The organism is Pantoea sp. CTOTU50773, from assembly GCF_032082325.1.
GTDB lineage: Bacteria > Pseudomonadota > Gammaproteobacteria > Enterobacterales > Enterobacteriaceae > Pantoea > Pantoea communis.
On record NZ_DAMDQC010000082.1, the window covers coordinates 1 to 18,383 of the forward strand.

Consider the following 18,383-nt stretch of genomic DNA (forward strand, 5'->3'; position numbering starts at 1 on the left):
TGCTGTCTAACGGCCACGGCTCAATGCTGATCTATAGCCTGCTGCACCTCACCGGTTACGACCTGCCGATGAGCGAGCTGCAGAACTTCCGTCAGCTGCACTCTAAAACTCCAGGCCACCCAGAATACGGTTATACCGCTGGCGTTGAAACCACTACCGGTCCACTGGGCCAGGGTATCGCTAACGCAGTCGGCTTCGCCATCGCTGAGCGCACTTTAGCGGCACAGTTCAACCGCCCAGGCCATGACATCGTTGACCACAACACCTACGTGTTCATGGGCGACGGCTGCATGATGGAAGGCATCTCACACGAAGTGTGCTCAATCGCCGGTACCCTGAAACTGGGTAAACTGGTTGCCTTCTATGATGACAACGGCATCTCTATCGATGGTCACGTTGATGGCTGGTTCACTGACGATACCGCCGCTCGCTTCGAAGCTTACGGCTGGCACGTAGTGCGTGGCGTAGACGGTCACGATGCTGACGCCATCAAGAAAGCAGTAGAAGAAGCCAAAGCGGTTTCAGACAAACCTTCACTGCTGATGTGCAAAACCATCATCGGTTTCGGTTCTCCGAACAAAGCCGGTACCCACGATTCACACGGCGCACCGCTGGGCGACGACGAAATCGCACTGACCCGTAAGCAACTGGGCTGGAACCACGCGCCGTTTGAAATTCCTTCAGACATCTACGCGCAGTGGGATGCGAAAGAAGCTGGTCAGGCGAAAGAGTCCGCATGGGATCAGAAGTTTGCTGCTTATGCTGCTGCTCATCCTGAACTGGCTGCTGAGTTCACGCGTCGTACCAACAACGAGCTGCCAGCTAACTGGGAAACTGAGTCGCAGAAGTTCATTGAACAGCTGCAGGCTAACCCAGCTAAAATCGCCAGCCGTAAAGCTTCCCAGAACGCGATTGAAGCCTTCGGTAAGATCCTGCCGGAATATATGGGTGGATCGGCTGACCTGGCGCCAAGCAACCTGACTATGTGGTCTGGTTCTAAGCCAATCAACGAAGATGCAGCCGGTAACTACATCCATTATGGTGTGCGCGAATTCGGTATGACCGCGATCGCCAACGGTATCGCGCTGCACGGTGGTTTCCTGCCGTACACCGCAACCTTCCTGATGTTCGTAGAATACGCGCGTAACGCGGCACGTATGGCTGCACTGATGAAGATTCGTCAGATCATGGTTTATACCCATGACTCAATCGGTCTGGGTGAAGATGGTCCAACGCACCAGCCGGTTGAGCAGATGGCCAGCCTGCGCGTAACACCAAACATGAGCCTGTGGCGTCCATGTGACCAGGTTGAGTCTGCGGTTGCCTGGAAATACGCTATCGAGCGCGTAGACGGCCCATCAGCCCTGATCTTCTCTCGTCAGAACCTGGCGCAGCAGGATCGTACCGCTGAGCAGCTGGCAAACGTGGCACGCGGTGGTTATGTGCTGAAAGACAGCGAAGGTACGCCAGAGCTGATTCTGATCGCTACCGGTTCAGAAGTGGAACTGGCCGTTGCCGCTTATGACAAGCTGACCAGCGAAGGCCGCAAAGTGCGCGTGGTCTCTATGCCTTCAACCGACGCTTTCGACAAGCAGGACGCGGCTTACCGTGAATCTGTACTGCCGAAAGCAGTTGCTGCACGTGTGGCTATCGAAGCGGGTATCGCCGATTACTGGTTCAAATACACCGGCCTGAATGGCGCTATCGTCGGTATGACCACCTTCGGTGAGTCTGCTCCGGCAGAGCTGCTGTTCAAAGAGTTCGGCTTCACCGTTGAGAACGTGGTGAACATCGCAAAATCTATTCTGTAATCAGCGGTCGCCATCAAGGGCGGCCCGACAGGTTAGATGATCGCTAACGAAGGTGCGCTTTATGCGCACCTTTTTTCATTTCAGAACCCGCCTTCAACCTGAAACGCTTCAATTATTCCTGCAGTAATAATTTTTACATGCGAAATATGTGACGTAGATCCAATAATCAGCAGCGCAATTGATCGCAATCATTCCTGTTATTCCGCGCATGCTTTATTCTAGCTGAACCGTTTCAGTTGCAATTGAGCGGCATCATTTTGCAACGTTAAGCGGGCAATAATTCCCTGTACAAAACGCAGCGAAACGCTCAAGGTATTTGGCACGTTTTTTTGGCTGTTGTTGCAGGAAGTGAGATGACCGTTCGCATAGCAATTAATGGTTTTGGTCGTATCGGACGCAATGTGCTGCGTGCGTTGTATGAAACCGGCCGCCGCGCTGAAATTACCGTGGTGGCGATCAACGAACTGGCTGAAGCCACCGGCATGGCGCATTTGCTGAAGTATGACACCAGCCATGGCCGCTTTGCCTGGGATGTGCGCCAGGAGCGCGATCAGCTGTTCGTGGGCGACGACACCATCCGCATTCTGCACCTGGCCGATATCGATGCACTGCCATGGCAGGAACTGAACGTCGATATCGTATTGGATTGCACCGGCGTGTACGGCAGCCGCGCAGATGGCGAAGCGCATCTGCAAGCGGGCGCGAAGAAGGTGTTGTTCTCGCATCCGGGCGGTAACGATTTAGATGCCACCGTGGTGTTCGGCGTAAACGAACAGGCTCTTAAACAAACTGACCGCATTGTCTCCAACGCATCCTGCACCACCAACTGCATTATTCCGGTGATCAAGTTGCTGGATGACGCCTTCGGTATTGAATCGGGCACCGTGACCACGATTCACTCGGCGATGCACGACCAACAGGTGATTGACGCCTATCACAGCGATCTGCGTCGTACCCGTGCCGCCAGCCAATCGATCATTCCGGTGGATACGCGTCTTGCTGCTGGCATTACCCGTATTTTTCCGAAATTTAACGATCGCTTTGAAGCCATCGCTGTGCGCGTGCCCACGATCAACGTGACAGCCATTGATTTGAGCGTTTCGGTACGCGAAGCCGTGAAGGCGTGTGAGGTCAATGCGTTGCTGCAAAACGCGTCAGAAGGGGCGTTTCGTGGTATAGTTGACTATACGGAATTACCGTTAGTCTCAGTAGATTTTAACCATGATCCGCACAGTGCCATAGTCGATGGCACGCAAACGCGGGTCAGTGGTCATCACCTGATCAAGACCTTGGTTTGGTGTGACAACGAATGGGGCTTTGCTAACCGCATGATCGACACCACGTTAGCAATGGCCGCAAGCGGTTTCAGGTAAGACGCGGACTGCGTCTGGCAAAACTTATGAGAATCAACGAGAGGGTTCACCATGTCTGTAATTAAGATGACCGATCTGGATCTTGCTGGTAAACGCGTTCTGATCCGTGCCGATCTCAACGTGCCAGTGAAAGAAGGGAAAGTGACGTCAGATGCACGTATCCGTGCTTCTCTGCCTACCATCGAAGCGGCGTTGAAACAGGGCGCGAAAGTGATGGTTACCTCTCACCTGGGTCGTCCGACCGAAGGTGAATACAACGAAGAGTTCTCGCTCCTGCCGGTTGTTAACTACCTGAAAGACAAACTGAACGGCACTAACGTGACCCTGGCGAAAGACTACCTCGACGGCGTTGAAGTCGGCGCGGGTGAACTGGTGGTTCTGGAAAACGTGCGCTTTAACAAAGGCGAGAAGAAAGACGAAGAGACGCTTTCGAAGAAATATGCCGCCCTGTGCGACGTGTTCGTGATGGATGCCTTCGGTACTGCGCACCGTGCGCAGGCTTCAACCCACGGTGTGGGCAAGTTCGCCCCTATCGCTTGTGCTGGCCCGCTGCTCTCTGCTGAGCTGGAAGCGCTGGGTAAAGTCATGAGCAACCCACAGCGTCCGCTGGTGGCGGTTGTTGGTGGTTCTAAAGTATCGACCAAATTCGACGTGCTGCAGTCTCTGGTGAAAATCGCTGACACCGTGATCGTTGGTGGCGGTATCGCTAACACCTTCGTGGCTATCGACAACAACGTCGGTAAATCACTGTACGAACCAGACTTCGTTGAAGCGGCGAAAAAGCTGCGTGACGAGCACGGTATTCCGGTTCCAACCGACTCACGCGTCGGAACGGAATTCTCTGAAACTGCCCCGGCAACCGTGAAAAAGGTTTCCGAAGTGGCGGATAACGAAGAGATTATGGACTTCGGTGACGAAACCGCACAGGCGATGGCAAAACTGCTGAAAGAGGCAAAAACCATCCTGTGGAACGGTCCGGTTGGCGTGTTCGAATTCCCGAACTTCCGCAAAGGCACCGAAATCGTGGCGAACGCGATTGCAGACAGCGACGCGTTCTCTGTAGCGGGCGGCGGCGATACCCTGGCAGCGATTGATCTGTTCGGTATCGAAGACAAGATCTCCTACATCTCTACCGGCGGTGGCGCATTCCTCGAGTTCGTGGAAGGTAAAAAACTGCCCGCTGTAGCAATGCTGGAAGAGCGCGCTAAGCAGTAATTTTTGGGGGCGGCGCTTCGGCGCCGTCTGAAGGCTTGCCCATCCTGGGCAAAAAATCGACGTCCCTTTGTGGGATGAACGGTAACGAAACAGGACACAACCATGTCTAAAATTTTTGATTTCGTAAAACCCGGCGTTGTCACTGGTGATGACGTTCAGAAAGTTTTCCAAGTAGCGAAAGAAAACAAATTCGCTCTGCCTGCAGTTAACTGCGTCGGCACGGACTCCATCAACGCGGTACTGGAAGCTGCGGCCAAAGTTAAAGCGCCGGTCATCGTTCAGTTCTCCAATGGTGGTGCTGCCTTCATCGCCGGTAAAGGTTTCAAAACCGACAAGCCACAGGGCGCAGCAATCTTCGGCGCTATCGCCGGTGCGCACCATGTGCATCTGATGGCTGAACAGTACGGCGTGCCAGTCATTCTGCACACCGACCACTGTGCTAAGAAACTGCTGCCATGGATCGACGGTCTGCTGGATGCCGGTGAAGAGCACTTCAAGAAAACCGGTAAGCCACTGTTCTCTTCTCACATGATTGACCTGTCAGAAGAATCACTGGAAGAGAACATCGAGATTTCTTCTAAATATCTGGCGCGCATGGCGAAAATCGACATGACTCTGGAAATCGAACTGGGTTGCACCGGTGGCGAAGAAGACGGCGTGGACAACAGCCACATGGACGCTTCTGCCCTGTACACTCAGCCAGAAGACGTTGATTACGCTTACACCGAGCTGAGCAAAATCAGCCCGCGTTTCACCATCGCCGCTTCATTCGGTAACGTGCACGGCGTGTACAAGCCAGGCAACGTGAAACTGACTCCAACCATCCTGCGTGATTCTCAGGAATACGTGACCAAGAAACACAATCTGCCGCACAACGCGCTGGATTTCGTGTTCCACGGAGGTTCAGGTTCTTCTGCTGCAGAAATCGAAGAGTCAATTGGTTACGGCGTAATCAAAATGAACATCGATACCGACACCCAATGGGCGACCTGGGACGGCATCCTGCAGTACTACAAAAAGAACGAAGACTATCTGCAAGGCCAGCTGGGTAACCCAAATGGCGTGGATAGCCCGAACAAGAAATATTACGACCCACGCGTATGGCTGCGCTCTGCACAGGCTTCAATGGTTGTGCGTTTAGAGCAGGCTTTCAAAGAGCTGAACGCTGTCGACGTGCTGTAATTTTTCCTTACAGTACAAAAAAGGCCCGAAAGGGCCTTTTTTTATGCATTCGATTCGGAATAATGAGTAAATTCAGCCCATCTTTGGCGCTTCATGCCATTTTTGTTTACCCTTGTACACGGGAGTGCCGGAGCTGATCTGGCCGTTTTTGCATTTTCCTGCGGGAAACTCAACAACAGGGCTAACAAATGGAAGACTTAAATGTCGTCGATGGCATTAATAGTGCCGGCGGCTGGCTGGTACGTAATCAGGCACTGATCCTGAGCTATGCGGTGAATATCGTTGCGGCGATCATCACCATCATTATTGGTATGTTCATTGCGCGTATCGTTTCAAATACGATTAATCGCGTGCTGCAGGCGCGTCATATCGACGCTACCGTTGCAGACTTCCTCTCTGCCCTGGTGCGCTACGGCATTATCGCTTTCACCTTAATTGCGGCGCTGGGTCGCGTGGGCGTGCAAACCGCCTCGGTGATTGCCGTACTGGGCGCCGCTGGCTTGGCCGTGGGTCTGGCACTGCAAGGTTCTCTGTCCAACCTTGCAGCGGGCGTGCTGCTGGTGACCTTCCGTCCGTTCAAAACCGGTGAGTTCGTTGATTTGGGCGTGATGGGTACCGTGCAAAACGTGCAGATTTTCTCTACCACGCTGAAAACCGTGGATGGCAAAATCGTGGTGATCCCGAACGGTAAAATCATCGCCGCCAACATCGTTAACTTCTCGCGTGAGCCGATTCGTCGTAACGAGTTTATTATCGGCGTGGCCTATGATGCGGACGTTGATCAGGTGATCGAGCTATTACGTGAAGTCGTCGAAGCCGATGAGCGTGTGCTGAAAGAGATGGGGATTCAGATCGGACTGAACGAACTGGCCGCCTCTTCACTGAACTTTGTGGTGCGCTGCTGGAGCAAAAGCGGTGACCTGCAAAACGTGTACTGGGATCTGCTGAAGAACTTCAAACGTGCACTGGACGCGAAGGGTATTGGCATTCCGTATCCGCAGATGGATGTGCATCTGCACCAGGTTAAAAGTGAGCAGCAAGCTGCACAAGCCGAGTAATCACTCAGTAGCCTTGTGTTTTGAACGGTAAACTGCACAACATCGTATAAAGGTCGTCATTTATGGCGACCTTATTATTTTCTCTAATGCCTGATTAAATCTTTCAATTTCCACTAATATCCTCGCGTCACTATACTGCATCGCATTACCTCGTTATTCAGGACTATCAACGTGTTATCTGTTTATTTACAAGGGCTTGCTCTTGGGGCTGTACTCATTCTGCCATTGGGCCCGCAAAACGCATTCGTGATGAACCAGGGCATTAAACGCCACTACCATTTGATGACTGCAGGATTGTGCACCCTGAGCGATATCGTACTGATTTGCGGCGGCATCTTCGGCGGCAGTGCGCTGCTAAATCAATCCCCCATTATGCTGATGCTAATTACCTGGGCCGGCGTGGCGTTTCTGCTGTGGTACGGCTGGGGCGCACTGCGCAGCGCGTGGCAGGGCGATGTGACGCTGGCCGATGATGCAGTGATGAAGCAAGGCCGCTGGCGCATTATTGCTACCATCGTGGCGGTGACGTGGCTCAATCCGCATGTCTACCTCGATACTTTCGTGGTGCTCGGTAGCCTGGGCAGTCAGCTGCCTTCTACCGCCGCACGCCAGTGGTTCGCGTTGGGCACGGTGAGCGCATCGATTATCTGGTTTTTTGGTTTGGCATTGTTGGCAGCGTGGCTGTCGCCACGACTGCGCACCGTGCGTGCTCAGCGCATCATCAATCTGCTGGTGGGCGGCGTGATGTGGTTTATCGCCATCCAGTTAGCGCGTCAGGGCATTGCCGCGTTCTGATGCAGATGTAAACCGTACAGTGCGGGTAGCGCGCCCGCACTGGCGATCAGCTCTAAGCGTATCTGCCGGAAACTGACATCCTGCGGCACAGCGTGGTGGCACAGCGAGTGATGATTCTCCCGCACTTCTACCAGTAACATCTCATCCAGCCATAACCGATAATGCGTGGTGCAGTGCGGTGTCACTGCCTGCGCATGACCCATCTGCACCGTCTCCATCGCATGGTCGAAGTCGTTATCAAACAGCAGGGTGATTTGGCGTGCGTGTTGCTGTAGTTCCCATCGCCAGGTGGCAGCTGGCTGGGCATCATCCAGTGCTGGCACCCAACAGTTGGTGTGCTGTTCCGGGCGCAATTTGCCGTTGAGTAAATAATCGCGATGCCAGAGTTTTAACGGCGTCTCCAGCGCGAACGCCAGCAGCACCTGATGTGGCGCACGGCGCGGCAGCCAGAAATCAAACTCGTCCACGCCGTAATCGCCGTCATTGATCTGCCTTGTGCGTTTGGCGACGCGCGGATTGAGGCTGTTGAACACCATCATCACGCCTGGCAAGCGCTGGCGGGTAAGTGCCACTTCAATCTCTGGCTGCTCTTCGAAGGCGATAAACAAATAACGATCGACATCCGCACGGTAATCAAAACTCAGGCGGTAGCTGCCCTGATCGTTAACCGTGATTGTCTGGTTGGCGATGTGCTGATCGCCGCAGGTGTTGGCCGGATTGTCACTGCTGAGCAGCGAAACCTGCAGTTTTTGCGTCTGTTTGGCACGAAGCTGCACGAATATTGCCGGTAAGCGCTCACCGGCTTTCAGTGGCAGCAGCAACGCACAGCGCGATTGCAACGACTGCCAACCGCCATCGGCGGGCAGGGCGCTGAGTTGCAGGGTGCTGCTGACCTCGATCTGCGCATCGCTGACCGGGTTCGCAAGCTGCTGGCGTGGGATGTATGCCCCTTCGCGCAGCAGGCGTTGCTGCAGCTGCGTTACGTGAGCAGGCTGGGCTAACTGTGCTGGCGTGAGTTGCTGCTGCTGACAGATTGCCGCCGCACGTCCCACCACTTCACCCAGTACGCCGCAGGTGCACATCACGCGCGCGCTGCCAAAGGCCACGTGGGTGGCTGAAATTAAGCGACCGGTGAGCAGCAGATTATCCAGCGACTGGCTGTATAGCGCACGGAATGGAATGGTATAGGTGCCTTTGCTGTGAAACTGGCGACAGCCATCGTGTTCGCTGTAGACGCCATCGGCCGGATGCAGGTCAATCGACCAGCCGCCGTAGGCGACGGCGTCGTAGTGATCGCGCTGTTCGATGATGTCCTGCTGGCAGAGCAGGGTGTCGCCAAGGAAGCGACGACTCTCGCGTTTGCCGGGAATTAATCCTACCCACTCAATGGTCAGGTTATCGGCATCCGGGAACTCGCCGGAGTTTTTAATGTAATCCCAAACGCCCCAGACGATTTTCCACAGCTCCCATTTGATGGTTTCGCTTTCGTGCACCGTATCGAGCCGTCCGCCCCATTCCAGCCACCACAAATCACAGCCGTTAAGATCGGAGGTCAGGCGTTTGTAACGCGGAATGGCGGTAATCTCTTTAAGCGCAAAAGAGGGCGGGACAAAGCGAACCGGCTGCGAAGTACGTTTGGTGTAGAAGTAGATTGAGTGGCCGAGTTTGTGGCCAAAATGTTCGCCTGGCGCCATCTTTTCGCCAAACTCTTCAACGGTTTCCGCACCCACGCGATGCGCTGCGCCCGCCAGATATCCCAGCACGCCATCGCCGCTGGCATCAATAAACTGGCTGGCCTTAACGTGATAGCGGGTCTGATTGATGGCGTTGAAGGCCTGCACCGATTGCAAATGACGGTCTGATTTCTCGATATCGGTGACCACGGTATTGAGCAACAGGGTTAATCCGGGCTGCGACTGCACCAAATCCAGCAGCACCATATCGAACAGCACCGGATTGCCCTCTTTGTTGCGCCACAGGTTTTCCTCCATGATCTCGCCCATGATGCCGCCTTCGCGCGCCCAGCGGTTGTTGTTGCCCATATGCGATGTCGCCCCGTTGGCCCACAAGCGCACTTCACTCGATGCGTTGCCACCCAGCACCGGGCGATCCTGAACCAACACCACCTGTAATCCGTCACGCGCGGCGGCCAGTGCGGCACACACGCCCGCGAGCCCACCGCCCGCCACCAACAAATCGGCCTGTAATTTTTGCTCTGGAAAGTGACGCGCATTTTGCGAAGAGAAAGTCTGCATCATTTGCTTCCTGTCATGCTGAAGCTAAGATTGGTGTTTTGAGCGCCACAGGGTGAACTATGTCTTCTCAACCCAACCAAAGCCTGATTGATGGGATTCGCTGCTTGCAGTATTTGGTTTCCAGCGATAAAGCCGTGGGCTGCCGTGAACTGGCGCGACAGATGGACATGAACAGCACACGCGTTAACCGCCTGCTGATGACCATGGCCTCGATTGGCCTGACGATTCAGGACGAACATCGCCGCTATTTGCCCGGCCCGGGGATTCATGCTCTGGCGGCGCAGGCGATTCGCGGCTCCTCGCTGTTTGCCCAGGCGCTGCCGCAACTGGAAGCACACGCGCCACGCGACATCGTGGTGGCGCTGGGCGTGTTGTGGGAGGACCAGGTGATTTACATCTGGCACTCCGAACCGGGTGAGCGCACCAGTGCCAGCCAGGCGCTGGCCGGTTTCCGCATGCTGCCGGCGTGGCAGTCGGTGATTGGTGTGTCGCTGCTGGCGACAGAGAGTGATGAGCAGTTGCGTCCACGATTTACCGACGAACAGTGGGCGCAGATGGCGCCGTTGCTGGCGCGCAAGCGTGATGCAAACCACTTGATCTGGCACCGTGATGACGGCGAAATCAGCATGGCGCAGCCAATCAATAACAACCGCGCAGCGCTGGCGTTTGCCAAAATCTGGCAGGCAGACGATGCGCATCTGCAGCAGCGGGTGACGCAGTTGCAGTCGCTGGCGAAAGTGCTGATCAGTGCGCGCTGACATGCTCGATTTTCCCGACCACGAACAGATAGCTGCAAATGCCTATCGCGGCCAGCACGGCAATAAAGCCGAGTGCTGGCGCGAAATTGTCGCCATCGATCAACGCGCCAATGGCAATCGGCACCACAATAGCGGAAAGCGCACCGGTGAAATTGAATACGCCGCCCGCTAAGCCAATCAGATGGCGAGGTGCCAGTGCGGTGACAAACACCCAGGTGATGGTCGCGAGGCCGTTGCCAAAAAACGCCAGCGACATAAACAGCACGATGAGCGTGGCGTCGTCGGTGTAATTGGCGCCAAGAATAAACAGCGTCAGGAACAGGCCAAGGATCACCGGCAATTTACGCGCCACGCTGGGCGACACGCCTCGGCGTATCATGCGATCCGAAGCGAAACCTGCCAGCAGTACGCCACAGAAAGCGGCGAAGTAGGGAACGGAAGCCACATAGCCGCTTTTAATGAAGCCCATATGGCGATACTCCACCAGATAGGTCGGGAACCAGGTGAGGAAGAACCAAAAGGTGGCGGAGATGGTGAACTGGCCGATATAGATACCCACCAGTTTGCGGCTGCGGAACATTTGTGCCAGATCGGCCCAGCGGGCCTTCGGCTGCAGCGTGTGCTGACGGCTCTCGAGTAAGGCACCGTTGCTGCGCAGGTAGTTTAATTCGGCTTCTGACACGCCTTTATGCTCATGTGGCTCACGGTAAAGCAGATACCACACCAGCGCCCAGATCATCCCGGCCACACCGGTGATCAGAAACAGTCCGCGCCAGCCAAAGGCATCCTGCACGTGAAACAGAAGTGGCGTCATGCAGGCGAGTCCAACGAACTGGGCCGAGGAGTAAATGCCGATGGCGCTGGCACGCTCCTGTTCCGGGAACCAGCTGGATATTACGCGGTTATTCGAAGGCATCACCGGCGCTTCAAAAGCACCAACGCCCAGACGTAGTCCGAAGAGCGCACCGAAGCTGTTGGCGAGCGCATGCAGAGCGGTGATCAATGACCAGGCAAACAGTCCTACGCCATACACCAGTCGCGCGCCGAGACGATCGATAAGAAAGCCTCCGGGGATCTGCAGCGCCGCATAGATCCAGCCAAATGCCGAGAAGATCAACCCCATCTCCATCGGCGTAAAGCGCAGTTCGCCGGCCATTTGCGTGGCGGCCACGGAGAGATTGGTGCGATCCATGTAGTTGATGATGATGTTGATAAACACCAGGCCTAACATCAGGAATCGGGTACGTCCGGCGCGAACGGCAACGGCGCTGTGGCTAAGGGGCTGTTCTGTCATAATACAACTCTCCCGGAGGCTAGAATTGTTTCTTTAATAGAAACACCAAGGCGAACTTTCCGCGAATCTGTCAGCATAGTTTTGCGATCGCGGATACGTTAAAAACGCCGTTATCCGAACTTTTTGGTGATTTCAAACTCAGACCATCACGCATAGTAATGTGTTTTAGGTTTAGCCATAGTGGCGACCTGTAAATTGAACCTTCAAGGAGGACTTTCGTGAAACTGAAAGCACTGGCGCTGGCCGCCGTTATGAGCACGGGCGTAATGTCAGCGATGGTACAAGCGGGTGAAGTCCCGAATGGCCCGCATGTTGTGACCTCAGGTCAGGCAAGCGTTGATGCCCGTCCGGATATCGCGACACTCTCCATCGTGGTGAATGTTTCTTCGAAAGATGCGGCAGATGCGAAAAAACAAGCTGATGACCGCGTGGCGCAATATTTCGATTTCCTGCAAAAGAGCGGTATCGAAAAGAAAGATATTGATGCGGCAAACCTGAGCACGCAACCCGAGTATGACTACACCAAAGAAGGGAAGTCCGTACTGAAAGGTTATCGTGCGGTGCGTCAGGTGCAGGTGACCTTACGTCAGCTGGATAAACTGAATGAGTTGCTGGACGGCGCGCTGAAATCCGGCCTGAATGAAATCCGTTCAGTAGAGCTGGGCGTGGCGAATGCTGATGCCTATAAAGATCAGGCACGCAAAGCGGCGATTGCTAACGCCACTCAGCAGGCCGGTGCGCTGGCAGAAGGCTTTAATGCGAAATTAGGCCCGGTATACAGCATCCGCTATCACGTGGCGAACTATCAGCCAATGCCAATGGCGCGCATGTACAAAGCGGCTGCTGCCCCTGCGGATACCACCGCGCAGCAGACCTATGAGCAGCAGAGCATTCACTTTGACGATCAGGTGGATGTGGTGTTCGAGATTAAGCCAAATACAGCTCAGTAATCTGATGTGTTGAATCATAGCGGCGTGATTTATGGCGCTGAACGGCAGCAATACTGCTGTTCATTCATGCGATAAACCGCGCCGCTATGCTCATCGGTAATTGGGATTAGGCTGTCGCCGTATCCTGACGCAATACGCGATGACCGTGTGCAATCAATGCATCCGTCACGCTGCGCATTAAGCGGCTCTCTGGCGCGAAGCGGTGCCAGTAAAGCATGCGACGCTGATAAAGACCCGGCGTCAAATCCACCAAATCCCCTTGTGCCAGTTCACGCTCAATCTGTAAGTGCGGAATCATACAGCACACCGAACCCTGACGCGCCAGCTGCACGAAGGCTTCCGACGAGTTAACGATGTGGCACGGTACGCTACCCGGGGACAGATCAAAGTTCTGCTGTAAAAACGCCTGATGCATATCATCGAGATGGTCAAACGCCACCGCAGGGGCTTTCAACAAAGCCGAACGCGTGACGCCATTCGGGAAGTAGCGCGCAGCAAAATCCGGCGAGGCGCAGAACAGATAATCCAGTGCACCCAATTGATCCACCAGACAGCTTGGCAGCGGCTGCGGTTGAATACTGACAGCACCAACCACTTCACCACGACGCAGGCGTTCCTGAGTACGGGTTTCATCTTCGACCTGCAGATTCAGGCGCACCGGTGAATCGGCCAGCACATCTTTCAGCGCAGGCAGCAGCCAGGTCGCCAGACTGTCGGCGTTGACCGCCAGTGACAGCAGCAATGGCGTGGTGCCGCCGTTGTCATCACCCAGCCACTCTTCTTCCAGCAACTCGACTTGATGTAACAGTGCCAGCAGTTTTTGTCCTTGCTCGGTCGGACGCGGCGGCACGGTACGCACCAGCAGCGGCTGACCAAATAAATTTTCCAGCTGTTTAATGCGCTGTGACACCGCAGACTGCGTGATGCAGAGTTTTTGGGCCGCACGCTCAAAACCGCGCTCGCGAATCACAGCATCCAGCGCCTGAAGCGTTCGATAATCCGGGCGTTTCATTGTTGTTCTCTCTCGTTCAGGATGGAAAGTACTATGCCACAAAACTGTCATATTGTGCTGCGGCGCTTTTTTGCGGGCTGGCTTCCAAAGGCTTAAATCGATGCGTTAACAGCCGCGCATTTTCACGACGCCTTGTTTTATACTACGCGCACTTCGATGTCGCACAGGTTTTAAACATACCATGACCCAGGATGAACTGAAAAAAGCGGTTGGTTGGGCAGCACTGCAGTACGTGCAACCCGGCACCATTGTTGGCGTTGGCACCGGTTCAACAGCGGCGCATTTTATTGATGCGCTTGGCACCATGAAAGATCAGATTGAAGGCGCGGTCTCCAGTTCGGAAGCCTCGACGGAAAAACTCAAAGCCCTGGGGATTCCGGTTTTTGATTTGAATAATGTGGATGAGCTGTCGGTGTACGTTGATGGCGCCGACGAAATCAATCCACAGATGCAGATGATCAAAGGCGGCGGCGCAGCGCTGACGCGTGAGAAAATTGTCGCAGCGGTGGCGAAGAAGTTCATCTGCATTGCGGATGCCTCCAAAGAGGTGGATATCCTGGGTAACTTCCCGCTGCCGGTGGAAGTGATTCCGATGGCGCGTGCATTTGTCGCGCGTGAACTGGTGAAGCTGGGGGGCCAGCCGGAGTATCGTCAGAACGTGGTGACCGACAACGGCAACATTATTCTCGACGTGCATAATCTGCGTATTCTCGACCCGATTGCATTGGAAAAAACCATCAATGCACTGCCGGGCGTGGTTACCGTGGGCTTGTTTGCTGCGCGTGGTGCTGATGTGGCGTTGATCGGCACCGCAGAGGGTGTGAAAACCATCACTTATTGATCTGATAGCGTATTCACCGGCGCGAGTGCTGCGCCGGTTATTTCCATCTGCAAAACATCTTTTCTTGCTGGGGTGAAATTTGGTGACTTATGTCACAAAAGATTCATCAACAGCAGGTTCGTACTTCGGCGCACTCGCATCCCACGATTTTGTACGGCTTTGTGCTGCCTCAACGTGGGCGCGTGCTGGCGGTCAGGCAATCGTTTGTATTGCCGCGCTCGAAATTTTTGATATTTTGGCAGAAGGCTACCTTATGGTAGTCCTCGTTGAATTCTGAATAGGGTCGGGAAATGGCAAAGGTATCACTGGAAAAAGACAAGATTAAGTTCCTGCTGGTGGAAGGCGTTCACCAGAGTGCACTGGATAATCTGCGTGCTGCAGGTTACACCAACATCGAATTCCACAAAGGGGCACTGGATGCGGAGTCGCTGAAGTCCTCCATCCGCGATGCGCACTTCATTGGTATCCGTTCCCGTACCCAACTGACTGAAGAGATCTTTGCGGCGGCTGAGAAGCTGGTCGCAGTGGGCTGTTTCTGTATCGGTACTAACCAGGTTGACCTGAATGCGGCCGCAAAACGCGGTGTGCCGGTCTTCAATGCGCCATTCTCTAACACCCGTTCAGTGGCTGAGCTGGTGATTGGTGAAATGCTGCTGATGCTGCGCGGGATCCCTGAAGCGAACGCCAAAGCTCACCGTGGTATCTGGAACAAAGTGGCTAACGGCTCGTTCGAAGCGCGCGGTAAGAAACTGGGCATCATTGGTTACGGCCATATCGGCATGCAGCTGGGCGTGCTGGCAGAAGGTCTTGGCATGCACGTGTTCTTCTACGATATCGAAACCAAACTGCCGCTGGGTAATGCGACTCAGGTTCGCCACCTGTCCGATTTGCTGAATATGAGCGACGTGGTCAGCCTGCACGTACCAGAAAATGCTTCAACGCAAAACATGATTGGCGCAGAAGAGCTGGCGCTGATGAAGCCGGGTGCACTGCTGATCAACGCCGCACGCGGCACCGTGATTGATATCCCAGCCCTGTGCAATGCGCTGGCTAACAAGCATCTGTCCGGTGCGGCCATCGACGTCTTCCCGGTTGAGCCGGCGACCAACAGCGATCCCTTCAACTCACCGCTGTGCGAGTTTGATAACGTGATCCTGACGCCACATATCGGGGGTTCTACTCAGGAAGCGCAGGAGAACATCGGTCTGGAAGTCTCGGGCAAGCTGGCTAAGTACTCTGACAACGGTTCTACGCTGTCTGCGGTTAACTTCCCGGAAGTGTCTCTGCCGATGCACGCTGCCAGCGCCAGCCGCTTGCTGCACATCCATGAGAACCGTCCTGGCGTGCTGACCGCGATTAACCAGATCTTTGCCGAGCAGGGCATCAACATCGCCGCTCAGTATCTGCAAACTTCTCCGGTGATGGGTTATGTGGTTATCGATATTGATGCAGAAGAAGATGTGGCGGAAAAAGCGCTGCAGCTGATGAAAGCGATTCCGGGCACCATTCGCGCCCGTCTGCTGTACTGATGATTCAGGGCACCGAGTGTGCCCGTTCATCTTGCTGATTGCTCAGGGCGCCACATCGTTTGGCGCCCTTTGTTTTATCGTTCGGCGCTATCCCATTGCCACAGCTTTGACGGCGTCAAAATAGCAGGCAAGGGGACATCCCATGCCGCGACTGGCAATGCCTCAACACGCTGGCAATCGTGCGCAATGCCCATCGGTAAAAAGCCATGCTGCTGCCAGTGCTGCAGGGTGCGATCGTAAAAACCTCCCCCCATGCCCAATCGCTGACCCTGGTGGTCAAATGCCACTAACGGCACCAGCATCACATCCAACTGATCGAGTGTGGCCATCTGCGTGATATCCAGCGGCGGTTCCGGGATGCGCAATTTGTTCGGGGTCAGTGAGGTCTCAGGTGTATAACGCAGGAACAGCAGATGGCCGGGAGCGAAAGGATGCAGTACCGGCAAATAAACCTGCTTTTTCTGCTGCCACAGCTTGGCAATCAGCGGGCGGGTGTTGATTTCGCCATCGACAGATAAAAACAGCGCGATGCGTTGAGCATTAGCGATAGGCGCAAAGTTGATAGCGTGCTCGGCGAGCAGATCGGCAGCTTGTTCCTGCTGTTCAGGCGTAAGGTTGCGACGCAGATGGCGCACATGCTGACGAATGTCCTGGCGATCAAGTAGGGAAGGTGCGGTCATGATGCCCCCCGGCAGAGTCGGCTATTTGGCCAACTATATCATGCGAAGCGGGAGATTCGCGTCATACTTCAGGTACAGGGGGTTAACTGCGCTCATGCACCCCAATCACTCAATTTGTTAAGCTGATTGGGATTCATTTGCTTGCCGCCTTGCTGAAACATGAGTCTCTGGCGAAGGGGACAAAAGAGGAGATCTCCGAGATGCCGCCGCAGGCTGTAACCCTTGAACCCTTGGTTCAAGGTGAATATGCCGTCGCAACCATCAGGCTTCTCGGACGGACCGAGCATGCTCACAGGTTACGGAGCGTCACATTCTGTTGGTATGAAATATCGGCTCAGGGGACTGGCCCGCTTGCAAACATCTCAGAGAAAATTGACTTCACCGTCACTCTAACACGAGTACCATGAAGTGTTATTCGAATTTAGGGCCCTGGCGATCAGTTATGCGACCTTGCTCAACTAATGCTTGTTCAATGGTCTGCTGCAGCATGCGGATACGTTGTTCCATGTTTGCTGCATAGTCGCGCGTCTTGCCTTTTTCCTGTGCCAGCTCGTGGCAGATATTTAAGGCGGCGATGAACACCAGTTGCTCTGTATTGGTGACTCTAGTGCGAACTTTTAAATCTTGCAACCGTTGATTGAGATCCTCAGCAGCCAGATTCAGCGCATCTTGCTGTTCGGGAGGACAATTTACTCTCAATGAACGACCAAAAATCTGAATATCTACCGGTTGTGCAGACATGCCACCATCCTGACTGATTACTCTGTTCGCATCTCCCTTACCTGTCAATGGGTTGGGAGGTGCGCAACTATATAGAGCCGCGATATAAGTTACAACCCCTTTTCTGGAAACCCTGAGGCACCTGGTGGTAGCATAACACGAACTTATTCTGCCAACGACGACCAAAGCCTATGTCTTTACAGAACGAAACTCCTGGTTACAACGCGCTAGCCGCAGCCCTTTCTCAGCAGGGCGTGGGCATGACGCCAGCCGAAATGCACGGATTGCTGTCCGGCATTTTGTGTGGTGGCAATAAAGACACCCGCTGGAAAACCATGGTCCATGACCTCACCAACGAAGGCATGGCGTTTTCACAAAGCCTGTCACAGCCGCTGCAGGCGCTGCATGAAAATCTGAGCAATACGCTGGAAGACGAGGGTTTCATGTTCCAGCTGATGCTGCCGGAAGATGATGACATCACCGTCTTCGATCGCGCGGATGCGCTCGCGGGCTGGGTCAATCATTTCCTGCTCGGCTTAGGCGTTACGCAGCCGAAGCTGGATAAAGTCACTGGCGAAACCGGCGAAGCGATTGATGATTTGCGCACCATCGCGCAGCTCGGTTACGACGAAGATGAAGATCAGGAAGAGCTGGAGCAGTCGCTGGAAGAAGTGATTGAGTATGTGCGCGTGGCGGCTTTGCTTTGCCATGACACATTCACTCGTCAGCACACGCCAACTGCGCCGGAAGTGCAAAAGCCAACGTTACACTAAGTGCGTTATTGCGGGCGCGTGGGGCCCGTTTCAACAGGGGGTGGAAACATGATGACACTGGATACTTGCCAGCAACGTCGTCAGGCGCTGATTGCCCGTAGGGCACCTGGCAGCGCCGCTTTGGTTTTCGCTGGACC

The 18,383-nt window shown here is 54.6% G+C and carries 16 protein-coding genes and 1 other RNA gene; 11 read left to right on the top strand and 6 right to left on the bottom strand.

The genetic code is table 11. The features are described from left to right. The 6 genes from tkt to argO all read left to right on the top strand — a co-directional run. Positions 1-1,811 (top strand): transketolase (gene tkt, locus RT340_RS14005; protein ID WP_313376606.1); only part of this gene is annotated, 1,811 nt, incomplete at its 5' end. Between the two features lie 353 nt (positions 1,812-2,164). Beyond that, positions 2,165-3,184, top strand: a complete 1,020-nt coding sequence (gene epd, locus RT340_RS14010) for an erythrose-4-phosphate dehydrogenase (RefSeq protein WP_034823224.1) — start codon at positions 2,165-2,167, stop codon at positions 3,182-3,184. Between the two features lie 51 nt (positions 3,185-3,235). Continuing rightward, on the top strand, positions 3,236-4,399 hold the full coding sequence (pgk, locus tag RT340_RS14015; RefSeq protein WP_097118039.1) for a phosphoglycerate kinase: 1,164 nt from the start codon (positions 3,236-3,238) through the stop codon (positions 4,397-4,399). Positions 4,400-4,501: 102 nt separating this feature from the next. Continuing rightward, on the top strand, positions 4,502-5,581 hold the full coding sequence (gene fbaA / locus RT340_RS14020; RefSeq protein WP_034823221.1) for a class II fructose-bisphosphate aldolase: 1,080 nt from the start codon (positions 4,502-4,504) through the stop codon (positions 5,579-5,581). Positions 5,582-5,769: 188 nt separating this feature from the next. Continuing rightward, positions 5,770-6,639, top strand: a complete 870-nt coding sequence (gene mscS, locus RT340_RS14025) for a small-conductance mechanosensitive channel MscS (protein WP_097118038.1) — start codon at positions 5,770-5,772, stop codon at positions 6,637-6,639. A 171-nt stretch (positions 6,640-6,810) separates the two neighbouring features. Continuing rightward, positions 6,811-7,434 carry an arginine exporter ArgO gene (argO, locus tag RT340_RS14030; RefSeq protein WP_313376612.1) on the top strand — a complete coding sequence of 208 codons (624 nt, stop codon included), beginning with the start codon at positions 6,811-6,813 and terminating at the stop codon, positions 7,432-7,434. Here the strand turns inward: argO and RT340_RS14035 are convergent. After that, the gene (locus RT340_RS14035; RefSeq protein WP_409566154.1) at positions 7,413-9,689 is read right to left on the bottom strand and encodes an FAD-dependent oxidoreductase; all 2,277 of its coding nucleotides are present in this window, start codon (positions 9,687-9,689) and stop codon (positions 7,413-7,415) included. The two genes, argO and RT340_RS14035, sit on opposite strands and share 22 nt — an antisense overlap. A 59-nt stretch (positions 9,690-9,748) precedes the next feature. Between RT340_RS14035 and RT340_RS14040 the strand changes: the two genes are divergently transcribed. After that, the gene (locus RT340_RS14040; RefSeq protein ID WP_058961893.1) at positions 9,749-10,447 is read left to right on the top strand and encodes a hypothetical protein; all 699 of its coding nucleotides are present in this window, start codon (positions 9,749-9,751) and stop codon (positions 10,445-10,447) included. Here the strand turns inward: RT340_RS14040 and RT340_RS14045 are convergent. After that, positions 10,434-11,741 (bottom strand): MFS transporter, encoded by a 1,308-nt coding sequence (locus tag RT340_RS14045; RefSeq protein ID WP_097118034.1) that lies wholly within the window; start codon positions 11,739-11,741, stop codon positions 10,434-10,436. The genes RT340_RS14040 and RT340_RS14045 overlap by 14 nt on opposite strands. Positions 11,742-11,959: 218 nt before the next feature. Between RT340_RS14045 and RT340_RS14050 the strand changes: the two genes are divergently transcribed. Further along, complete coding sequence (locus RT340_RS14050; protein ID WP_097118033.1) at positions 11,960-12,691, top strand: oxidative stress defense protein; 732 nt, start codon at positions 11,960-11,962, stop codon at positions 12,689-12,691. A gap of 106 nt (positions 12,692-12,797) precedes the next feature. Here the strand turns inward: RT340_RS14050 and RT340_RS14055 are convergent, their stop codons facing one another. Further along, the gene (locus RT340_RS14055) at positions 12,798-13,703 is read right to left on the bottom strand and encodes a LysR family transcriptional regulator ArgP (protein ID WP_034823211.1); all 906 of its coding nucleotides are present in this window, start codon (positions 13,701-13,703) and stop codon (positions 12,798-12,800) included. Positions 13,704-13,884: 181 nt separating this feature from the next. Here RT340_RS14055 and rpiA point away from each other — a divergent pair, with 181 nt between their 5' ends. Further along, positions 13,885-14,544, top strand: coding sequence for a ribose-5-phosphate isomerase RpiA (rpiA, locus tag RT340_RS14060; protein WP_058961895.1), 660 nt, complete (start codon positions 13,885-13,887; stop codon positions 14,542-14,544). 290 nt (positions 14,545-14,834) lie between these two features. After that, positions 14,835-16,073 (top strand): phosphoglycerate dehydrogenase, encoded by a 1,239-nt coding sequence (gene serA / locus RT340_RS14065; protein ID WP_034823209.1) that lies wholly within the window; start codon positions 14,835-14,837, stop codon positions 16,071-16,073. 74 nt (positions 16,074-16,147) lie between these two features. Here the strand turns inward: serA and RT340_RS14070 are convergent, their stop codons facing one another. The 3 genes from RT340_RS14070 to zapA all read right to left on the bottom strand — a co-directional run bounded on the left by RT340_RS14070 (position 16,148) and on the right by zapA (position 17,494). Next, complete coding sequence (locus RT340_RS14070; protein WP_097118032.1) at positions 16,148-16,753, bottom strand: 5-formyltetrahydrofolate cyclo-ligase; 606 nt, start codon at positions 16,751-16,753, stop codon at positions 16,148-16,150. 188 nt (positions 16,754-16,941) lie between these two features. Next, a non-coding RNA gene (gene ssrS / locus RT340_RS14075) (6S RNA) lies at positions 16,942-17,125 on the bottom strand. Positions 17,126-17,164: 39 nt separating this feature from the next. Continuing rightward, on the bottom strand, positions 17,165-17,494 hold the full coding sequence (gene zapA, locus RT340_RS14080) for a cell division protein ZapA (protein ID WP_034823204.1): 330 nt from the start codon (positions 17,492-17,494) through the stop codon (positions 17,165-17,167). A gap of 170 nt (positions 17,495-17,664) precedes the next feature. On the opposite strand from zapA, the gene RT340_RS14085 reads away from it, so the two are divergent. Beyond that, complete coding sequence (locus tag RT340_RS14085) at positions 17,665-18,246, top strand: YecA family protein (RefSeq protein ID WP_034823202.1); 582 nt, start codon at positions 17,665-17,667, stop codon at positions 18,244-18,246. Positions 18,247-18,383: the final 137 nt, after the last annotated feature.